At 31.6% G+C, this 9,306-nt stretch carries 5 protein-coding genes; 4 read left to right on the top strand and 1 reads right to left on the bottom strand.

Annotated elements, in window-relative coordinates:
• Nucleotides 1-316: 316 nt before the first annotated feature.
• Entirely contained in the window at nt 317-1,093 is a 777-nt protein-coding gene (locus IJQ68_RS00475) for a ParA family protein (protein WP_292795533.1), read from the top strand.
• On the top strand, nt 1,094-1,663 hold the full coding sequence (locus IJQ68_RS00480) for an AAA family ATPase (protein WP_292795535.1): 570 nt from the start codon (nt 1,094-1,096) through the stop codon (nt 1,661-1,663).
• On the opposite strand, the gene IJQ68_RS00485 is transcribed toward IJQ68_RS00480, so the two are convergent.
• Nucleotides 1,664-2,782: a radical SAM protein gene (locus tag IJQ68_RS00485; protein WP_292795537.1), complete on the bottom strand. Its 1,119-nt coding sequence runs from the start codon at nt 2,780-2,782 to the stop codon at nt 1,664-1,666.
• Nucleotides 2,783-3,119: 337 nt separating this feature from the next.
• On the opposite strand from IJQ68_RS00485, the gene IJQ68_RS00490 reads away from it, so the two are divergent.
• Together IJQ68_RS00490 and IJQ68_RS00495 are read left to right on the top strand one after the other, a co-directional pair.
• Nucleotides 3,120-3,875, top strand: coding sequence for a hypothetical protein (locus IJQ68_RS00490; RefSeq protein WP_292795539.1), 756 nt, complete (start codon nt 3,120-3,122; stop codon nt 3,873-3,875).
• A 111-nt stretch (nt 3,876-3,986) separates the two neighbouring features.
• Nucleotides 3,987-9,306: right-handed parallel beta-helix repeat-containing protein (locus tag IJQ68_RS00495; RefSeq protein WP_292795541.1), on the top strand; the 5,320-nt coding region annotated here is incomplete at its 3' end.

Below are 9,306 nucleotides of genomic sequence, written 5' to 3' on the forward strand. Positions count from 1 at the left end.
AAGTTATTTCTTTTAACTTATTCATGTTAACTTAAAATTTATCACTTTTAAGTTGGAGGGTTTAACTTATTCTTTATAAGTTATTCCTGCTAACTTAGAAGGTTTAAGGTAAAAATAAGAAGTTTTAAGTTATTTCTTTTAACTTATTCATGTTAACTTATAATTTATCTCATTTAAGTTGGAAGGTCTCATTTAGACCTTTTAACTTAAAAATTAAATCTTAATCATGTTAACTTATAATTTATCTCATTTAAGTTAGAGGGTCTAATTTATTTCTTAGACCTTATAACTTAAATTGTACTAGGAGAATTATTCAATGAGTGAAGTAATAGCTGTAATGAATCAAAAAGGAGGTTGTGGTAAGACTACCACTGTTGTAAATACTGCAACTTCTCTAGCCGTAATGGGAAAATCTGTTTTAGTAGTGGATATGGATCCTCAAGCGAATGCAACGACAAGTTTTGGAATAGACAAAAACGAATTGGAAAATACTATTTATGATGCAATCATAGGGGATATCAATGTCAAAAAAGCTACGATTCCTACTTTTATAAAAAATCTGTTCATTATACCAAGCAATATTTCATTAAGTGGTGCAGGCGTTGAATTAAGTCAGAAGGAAAATTATCATATTATCTTAAAAGAGACCCTGAAAGACGTTGTACCATTGTTTGATTATATATTCATTGATTTACCTCCTTCATTAGGTGTTTTAACTGTAAATGCATTAGTTGCATCTGATAGTGTATTGATACCAATTCAGGCTGAATATTATGCACTTGAAGGTGTTGCAGATTTAATTAATACCATTAAACTTGTAGAACAAAGACTTAGGAGTCCTACTCCAATCAAAGGAATTCTATTGACATTATATGATAAAAGGACCAGATTAAGCAGAGATGTCCACAAAGAGTTGAAAAATTACTTTGGAGGCACTAATCTCCTTTTAAAGACAATTATTCCAAGAAATATCAGATTGGCTGAAGCTCCAAGTTTCGGAAAACCATGTTTAATTTATGATCCGGATAGTACTGGAACTAAAGCTTATTTAAAATTAGCTAAAGAAATATTAGAAAGAGACGGAAGTGATTAGATGGCTCGTGGGCTTGGTAAGGGTTTGGATTCTTTAATACCTGAATTTTATGATGAAGATTTTGACAGCAATTCTGCCAAATCTCTTGAAGACATGCTTAATGAAAGCGAAAGCAATAATTCTACACAAGAATCTATTGTTAATGAGGAATCAAATGTAGAAGATATTGAAGAATCTAGTGAAGAAAATGATGAATCTAATGTAGATGATGTTGATGGACAAGAAAACCAAGAGGATGATAAACCGCAAAAAGCGTCAGATGAGGAAATCCAAGAGGAAAACGACGAGGATATTACAACATCCGAAGTCATATCTGGCGATGAAGACACTCAAGATGATTTATCAAATCCACAAGAAGTCAAAAAACAGGAAAATGTAGCTGAAGTATTGGATATTGTAGACAAAAATCCAAGAATCACATTATGGTCTTCAAGATCTGCTGCAGTATTTAGATACTTAAGAAAAACAGAACCTGAATTCAGTATCAGCAGAGAAGCTTCCATATTGATTGATGAAGCGGTTTCTAAAAAATATCCTGATATTTGGGATTTATTTGAAGATTTAAAATAGTTATTGGAAATTCTCCAATAGACTTTGATAAGCCCCGTCTATTCTAATGTATTTTTCAGCCCTGTCTACAACCACACCTAATTTCTTTAGTTCATTCTTGTTTTTGAAAGGCATTTTTTTTCTAATAGAAATTATTTTTCTAGCGGATTTTACACCGATACCCGGCACCCGAATCAGCTCAATAAATGGTGCAGTGTTAATTTCTACAGGAAATATATCCATATTTTCTGCAGCTGAAATTTTAGGATCTTGAGTTAATGACAGCTGATTGTTTTCATCAAAAACAAGCTCTTTAAGCTTGAAATGGTAATCATTTAATAAACTGTCTGCATTATATAATTTTGCGGTTCTGTCTGTACTGCATGCCTGTTTATTTTCAAATTCTGTTTCTTCAATTGGTGAGAATGCTGAGAAGTATGTACGTTTAAGTTTTGTTTTATTATAGATTTTTTCCATTCTATGTAGAATTTCCCTGTCACTTTCATCGTTCGCACCGACAATGAGTTGAGTGGTGTGAGTAGAATTCGGATATGTAGTACTTTTTCCATGTAGACTGTCAATCCAGTGAAGACGTTTCAATATATCCTTATTGTAATCCTTTGTAGATGACAGTTCTGCAAGTCCTGAAGGTGTGGCGGCCTCTATATTAATGCTTACTCTGTTGGCAAGTGCCATTGCCCTTTTGATTGAATCTTTGGATGCTCCGGGAACAATTTTCAAATGGATATAGTCATCGTATCCATAATCCTTTCTTAAAATCCTAATGGTTTCTATTGTTTTTTCCATTGTGAGATCTTCATCCTTGTCAATCCCTGAACTTAAGAACAGACCGTTCACCAGACCTCTGTTGTAATAGTTAAGGAATGTATGTGCAAGTTCCTGAGGTGCCAGTTCAAGTCTTGTGAAGTTTCTTTTTGATTGGTTAATGCAGTATTTGCAGTCATTTTTGCACTTGTTTGTCAGAAGAGTTTTAAATAGTGGAATTTGACAGCCGTTATGTCCGGTTGCATGATAAATTCCCGGAAGATTAACTTGAGAGCTCTTGTTATGATTAACGTAATCGCATAAATCATACTGTGCTGAATCAGTTAATATTTTTATCTTCTCTAATGTGCTCATAGTAATAATTATTATCTTTGATGTATATTAATTTTGAGTTACAATAGAATAGGATTTTTCTATTATTTCTGGATATTTTCCATATAACTGGTGTTATTTTGGATAGGTGTCAGTATAACTTTGTTATAAATAGAAATTGTCAATTTTTTTAAAAATTTCTATACAGTCAGATAAAAAAGTATCAAATAGATATACAATGATTAATATTTTTAAAAATCATGCTTAAACTGTATAAGTATATATATGATGAATGTTAATATGAATTTAGCTATTGAAAATAAGATGGCTATTTTTAGGAAAAAATTATTGTACTAATATATTGACTTTGGTGATTTAATTGATTAAAAAATTCATGATGATTATTATATTGACTTTATTAATGATCTCTGCAGCTCATGCCAGCGACGTTGATGATTCAGTTAATATTGATAATGATGAAATTTCAATCATTGATTTCATTGAAGTTGATAATCATGATTTTGAGGAGTTAAAAGAAGATGATGTTGTTGAAAATAACATTATCAGTGAGGATGAAAACGCTCCTGTTAAGTCTAATCAAGAGTATAATGATTCTTATATAATTAACAACCCTAAAAATTATCATAAAATAGAAAATTACCAATATAATTGTTCTTTTATAAATGAAACTTTGGACAATGATACAGATTTGGAGTTTAATAATATTTCAATAACTATTTCTGTTCATATTTTTAATAATTTCTTTAACAATCATGAAGTTTTTATCTGTATGAATCTTGATTCAAGTTTTAAAACAATGGATTTTTGTCATAATTTATCCAAATTTAAACAAATCGATAAATTTCAAGTGTTAACACATGATGATTTAATATTTTATAATGATTATTATAATTCTTTGACTCATGATGTTGATATAAACATGTTGATATCCAGCGATAAATTACACACTGGCTATGCATTTTCAATCAATCACTCAATTATATGCAGTCACAGCAATTCCATTTATAATATTTTAAGTTCTAATTTTTCATCTTTTCAGATATTTTCTAATTTTGATCAAATTTTTATAATTAATTATAATGAAGCTTTTTTTCCGAGTAAAACAATCGAATGAGATATACATTTAAATATTTTATTAATTAAGTAACTAAAACGTATAAATTATCAATTTGACATATCAGGTGATACTAAGTTTAACAATTTTATATTGACAGGGAGTGTAACTATGAACAAGAAGATTTTATATGGATTAATTTTATTATTAACTTTATCATTAACTTTTGGGGCAGTTTCTGCAAGCGATAATTTTGCAAATGAAACTTACCAAGTTAATTTAGATACTACTAATTTAGAAGTCAATACACAAGATTCAGTATATGAATCCGGCTTTATATTGGACGATTCAGCTATTTCACAAAATTCTGATGAAATAGTTAACGATTCAACAGATATTTCACAAATAACTAATAATGTTTATTTAATTGATGCTCCAAGCATTTCATCTAATGAAATTAATTTTGCTAATATTCCTGATGAAAATTTATTGGGATTAAGCATTGAAGAGAATGTAATCCTTAAGGAAGGTAATGTAATAACTTTTGATGGCAATTACTTCAGTGATGTACGAAACGCAATAAGTCAGGCTGGGGATGGCGACATAATAGATTTGGAAGGAAAAGAAATTATAGCACTTCCTGGAGGCACACCAGTAATTCAGACAAGCAAACGTTTAACTTTTAGAAATGGTGTTTTCAATGCTGGAAATGTATCAGCAATTACCATTAATAATCGTAATTTTATAGAAAATTGCAATTTTGAAGACATAACTTTCAAAAATTATAATGACGTATGTATGTATCCGAATTTTTTCATAAATTGTAATTTAAATCATGTTAGCTTTGAAAATTTTTCACTTGCAGTTGCAGGTTTTGTATTTAGAAATAGTAACTTATATGACGTGAACTTTACTAATTGTCATTCTCACGAACCTGAGGATGAAAATGATTATGAATATGCTGCAATGGCTGTTACTTATAATTCAGTACTCGACCATTGTAATTTTGTTAATTGTACAACCAACAGACACTCTGGAGCAATCTGTGTTGCCGGACAATATGGAAATAGAGTGGATATTCTCAATTCAAATTTTATTAATTGTAGCGCAGGTATCGGTGGTGCGATTTATGTTCATGGTAATGGGGCAATCAATGAGAATTACCACAGTAACATCATAAACTGTACTTTCATAGGCAATACTGCAACTGAAAGAGGCGGAGCTATAGGTTCCAGTCAAAATTATCTTGTTGTTGAAAATTGTATATTTGAAAATAATACAGCTAAACAAGGAGCGGCTTATATGCTTGCAGGTATTGATCATGGTTTGGATGGAATTACTGAGGGACATTACAATACTATGATTAACTGTACTTTCAGAAACAATACAGGTACCGAAGAAGGTGGAGCGATCCACATAACAGGAAATAATAATAGAGCAATTAATTGTACTTTTTGGGATAATTACGCAACTGACGGAAATGGTTCAGCCATTTATGTTCACGGTCAAAATTCATCAATTATCAATTCCGAATTTTATGAACACGAATGTTCAAGAGGTACTGTTTATATTATTGGTGATAATACTGTAATTGAAAATTCTACCTTTGAAAATAACACTGCTTTAAAAGGAGGTGCAGCAATTTATGTGGTTGGAGATAATACCTTTGTTGATAATTCATTATTCAACAAAAACAGTGCTGTCATCCATGGAGGAGCAATACATTCACACGGTGATAACCTTACTATAACCAATTCAAACTTCACTTCAAATCATGCTATCGCATCCAGTGATGATCTTAATCAGGGTTTAGGTGGAGCTATTTATATTGAAGGAAATAATTCAAACATCTCTTATTCATATTTTGAAAATAATGTAGCACGTAACGGTTCAGCGATATATAATAGGGGACAAAACTTGACTATTGAAGATGATACTTTCATTGAAAATCAGGCATGGAGTTATCTGATTACCGGAGTAACTAATGATAAGCGTTTCTATTATAATCCTGAAGGCGTCATAATCATCAATGTTACCCACAGAGGTGGAGATAATATTATTAATGCTATTTATAACGACGGCAGCCCTAATTATATTTTCTTCCAAAATGTTACCTATGAATCTTCTGTAAATGATAAACATAATACAGGTAGTAATATTATTAATCCTGTAGATGGAGTCGATAAAAGTGAAAACGGAACTCTTATTTATCAGGATCCACGTGAAGACTTACAAAATATTACCATAGTTGTTACTCATCTTGAAACAGGTCAAGTCGTGATTAATTTCACTTCCAAAACCGGTATTTATGGTAATGCCAGCGTATCTGAAAAAGGTCTTCTTCCTGGAAATTATTCAGTTAATGTAACTCACTTTGAAGATGGTTTATATAAATTCATTACAAACATGACTTACTTTGAGATTCTGCCTGTTGCAGACTTGGCTATTGAAAAAACTGTTTCAAATAAAACCCCTAATTTCGCGGATGAAATTACATGGACTATTAAAGTCACTAATAAGGGTCCAAATAATGTAAGTGATGCTTATGTAATTGATAAATTGCCTGCAGGTTTAATTTTCAATGGTGCTGATGGAAATTACAATGAAACTACCGGCAGATGGGAAATTGGCACTTTAAATGTTAATGATACTAAAATTTTAAACATTAAAACTATTGTAAACATTACAAATACCACTATTCTTAATGTAGCTAGCGTGAATAGTAGTACTTATGATCCAAATGAAACCAACAATATTGCAAATAACACTACCAAATCAAATACTCTCACGGATTTAAGTGTTGTTAAGTTAGTTTCCCAAAAAACATCTGTAATTGGTGATACAATTGTCTGGACTATTAAAGTCACTAATAACGGTCCTGATATAGCTGTAAATGCCTATGCAATAGATGTTCTTCCTTCCGGAATTTCATATGTAAGCGATGATTCCAACGGAAAATATAATTCCACCACTGGAAGATGGGAAATTGGTGATTTGAATAAGGGCTCATCAGCTGTTTTAAACATTAAAACAAAAATTAATGTGGATAATACTACAATCGTCAACAATGTTTTTGTCAATTCAAGCACCCCTGATTCTAACATGAGCAATAATAATGCTTCAAATGATACAGTCATCTTAGAATCTAATTTTATCGTGGAAAAAAATACTATTACTCCTATTGTTTCTATTGGAGAGCAAGTTAAATTCCAAATTGTAGTTAAAAACACAGGTTTAACTAACTTGACCAATGTGTTTGTTGAGGAATTTTCTTATGATGGTCTGATATTTGACCAGGCTTTAAACCAATCCCACTGGATTCATTCAATAGTCAACGGTAAAAACAGATGGACTTTAAAAGATAAATTGTCTATTGGCCAGGTCACAATATTAACCGTATTGTTCAATACCACTAGAGCAGGCAATTTCACTAATGTGGTTGTTGCAGGCAGTGATGAAACGGATAACAAAACAGCTAGCAATGATACAACAGTTGTTAAACCGGAATTAGAAGTAGAAAAAATCACTATTACTCCTATGGTTATTTTAGGTGAACAGGTAATCTTTGAAATTATCGTTAAAAATACCTGTTTAGTCAATTTGACCAATGTGTTTGTTGAGGAATTTTCTTATGAAGGTTTGGTATTTGACCATGCCAACACCGAAGGTTTCTGGGTAGAATCTTTTGTTGATGGAAAAACAAGATGGACTTATGAATTTGAAATTGCTCCGGGAGTAACTCACGGATTCACTGTAGTGTTTAATACTACAGTGGTTGGTAATTTTACTAATGTGGTTGTTGCAGGCAGTGAAAATGCAGAAAATAAAACAACCAACAACACCACTGTTGTTGTAAAACCGGAATTCACTGTTGAGAAAATTTCTTTAAATCCTCTTGTCAGTGTTGGTGAACAGGTTACTTTCGAGATTATTGTAAGAAATACTGGAATCACTGATTTGACTAATGTAATTGTCAATGAACTTAAATATGACGGCTTGATTTTCGATCATGCTTACGGTTTAGGTCATTGGAAGGAAATAGATAATAATTCCTGGATGTTTAATAATAAGTTTTCTGCTGGCGAGTCTCATGGTTTCTTTGTAGTGTTTAATACTACTGTGGCAGGTAATTTCACTAATGTGGTTGTTGTAAAATCAGATTACACTGAAAATAAAACCGCTGAAAACAATACAACTGCCGTCAATCCTGAATTTAGTGTTGAAAAGATTTGTTTGAATCCTCTTGTCAGTGTCGGCGAACAGGTTACTTTTGAAATCATTGTTAGAAATACTGGAGTTGTCGATTTAACTAATGTTGTTGTCAGTGAAAATGTTCCTGATGGTTTGATTTTTGATCATGCTTACGGTTTAGGTCATTGGAAAGCTATTGGAAACTATTCCTGGACTTTTGAAAATAAGTTTTCAGTTGGCGAGTCTCATGGTTTCTTTGTAGTGTTTAATACTACTGGTGAAGGCAATTTCACTAATGTGGTTGTTGTTAAAGCTAATTACACTGAAAATAAAACCGCTGAAAACAATACAACTGTTGTAAAACCGATGTTTACAGTTGAAAAGATTTCATTAGATCCTATTGTTCCTTTAAACAACTTAACAAGATTCCAGATAGTCGTTAGAAATGTTGGTCAAACAGAATTAACAGGAGTATTCATTGAAGAAACAGATTATGAGGAATTAACCTATGTGACATTCATTGACACTGAAGAATGGTATTATGATTTCAATACTGTAACTCCTGGATGGAAACTTATTAAATCTTTAAATCCTAATCAGGTTGCTACATTAACTGTTATATTCAATGCTACTAAACTTGGAAATTGGACTAATACCGTAACTGTAGGTGCAGATAAAGCTGATAATAAAACAGCAAACAATACCACTGAAGTTTACGAAGAACCTCCGATAGACCCTGAACAAAATGCAACAAATCCAAATTTAACTGTTGAAAAAATTGCATTAGAAAAAATTGTTTTATCAGGCAATCAGGTTACTTTTGAGATTGTTGTTAGAAACACTGGAGATAAAAGGTTACACGATGTAACAGTTTATGAGAAATTTGATGATGCTTTAGAGTTTGACCATATTATTGATAATACAGAATTATGGATTAAAAATAATGATTTGAGCTTCAAATACAATGCAACTCTCTATAAGGGAGAAACAACTAAATTTTATGTTGTATTCAATACTAATAAAACTGGAGAATTCACCAATGTTGTTATCGTAACATCCAATGAAACAGAAAATAAAACAGCTAATGACAGTGTTGAAGTTGTTGAGCCTGTTTTGGTTGTTGGTAAGGTTGCTATTAATAAGACTGTAGTTGTTGGCAATCAGGTTATTTTTGAGATTGTTGTTGGTAATTCTGGTAGGGTTGCTTTGAATGGTGTTGTTGTTGATGAGTTGTCTTTTGATGGTTTGGATTATGCTGGATGGTTCGATGACACTGGTTTATGGTCTAAGAATGGTGATT

Source organism: Methanobrevibacter sp., assembly GCF_017447225.1.
Classification (GTDB): Archaea; Methanobacteriota; Methanobacteria; order Methanobacteriales; family Methanobacteriaceae; genus Methanocatella.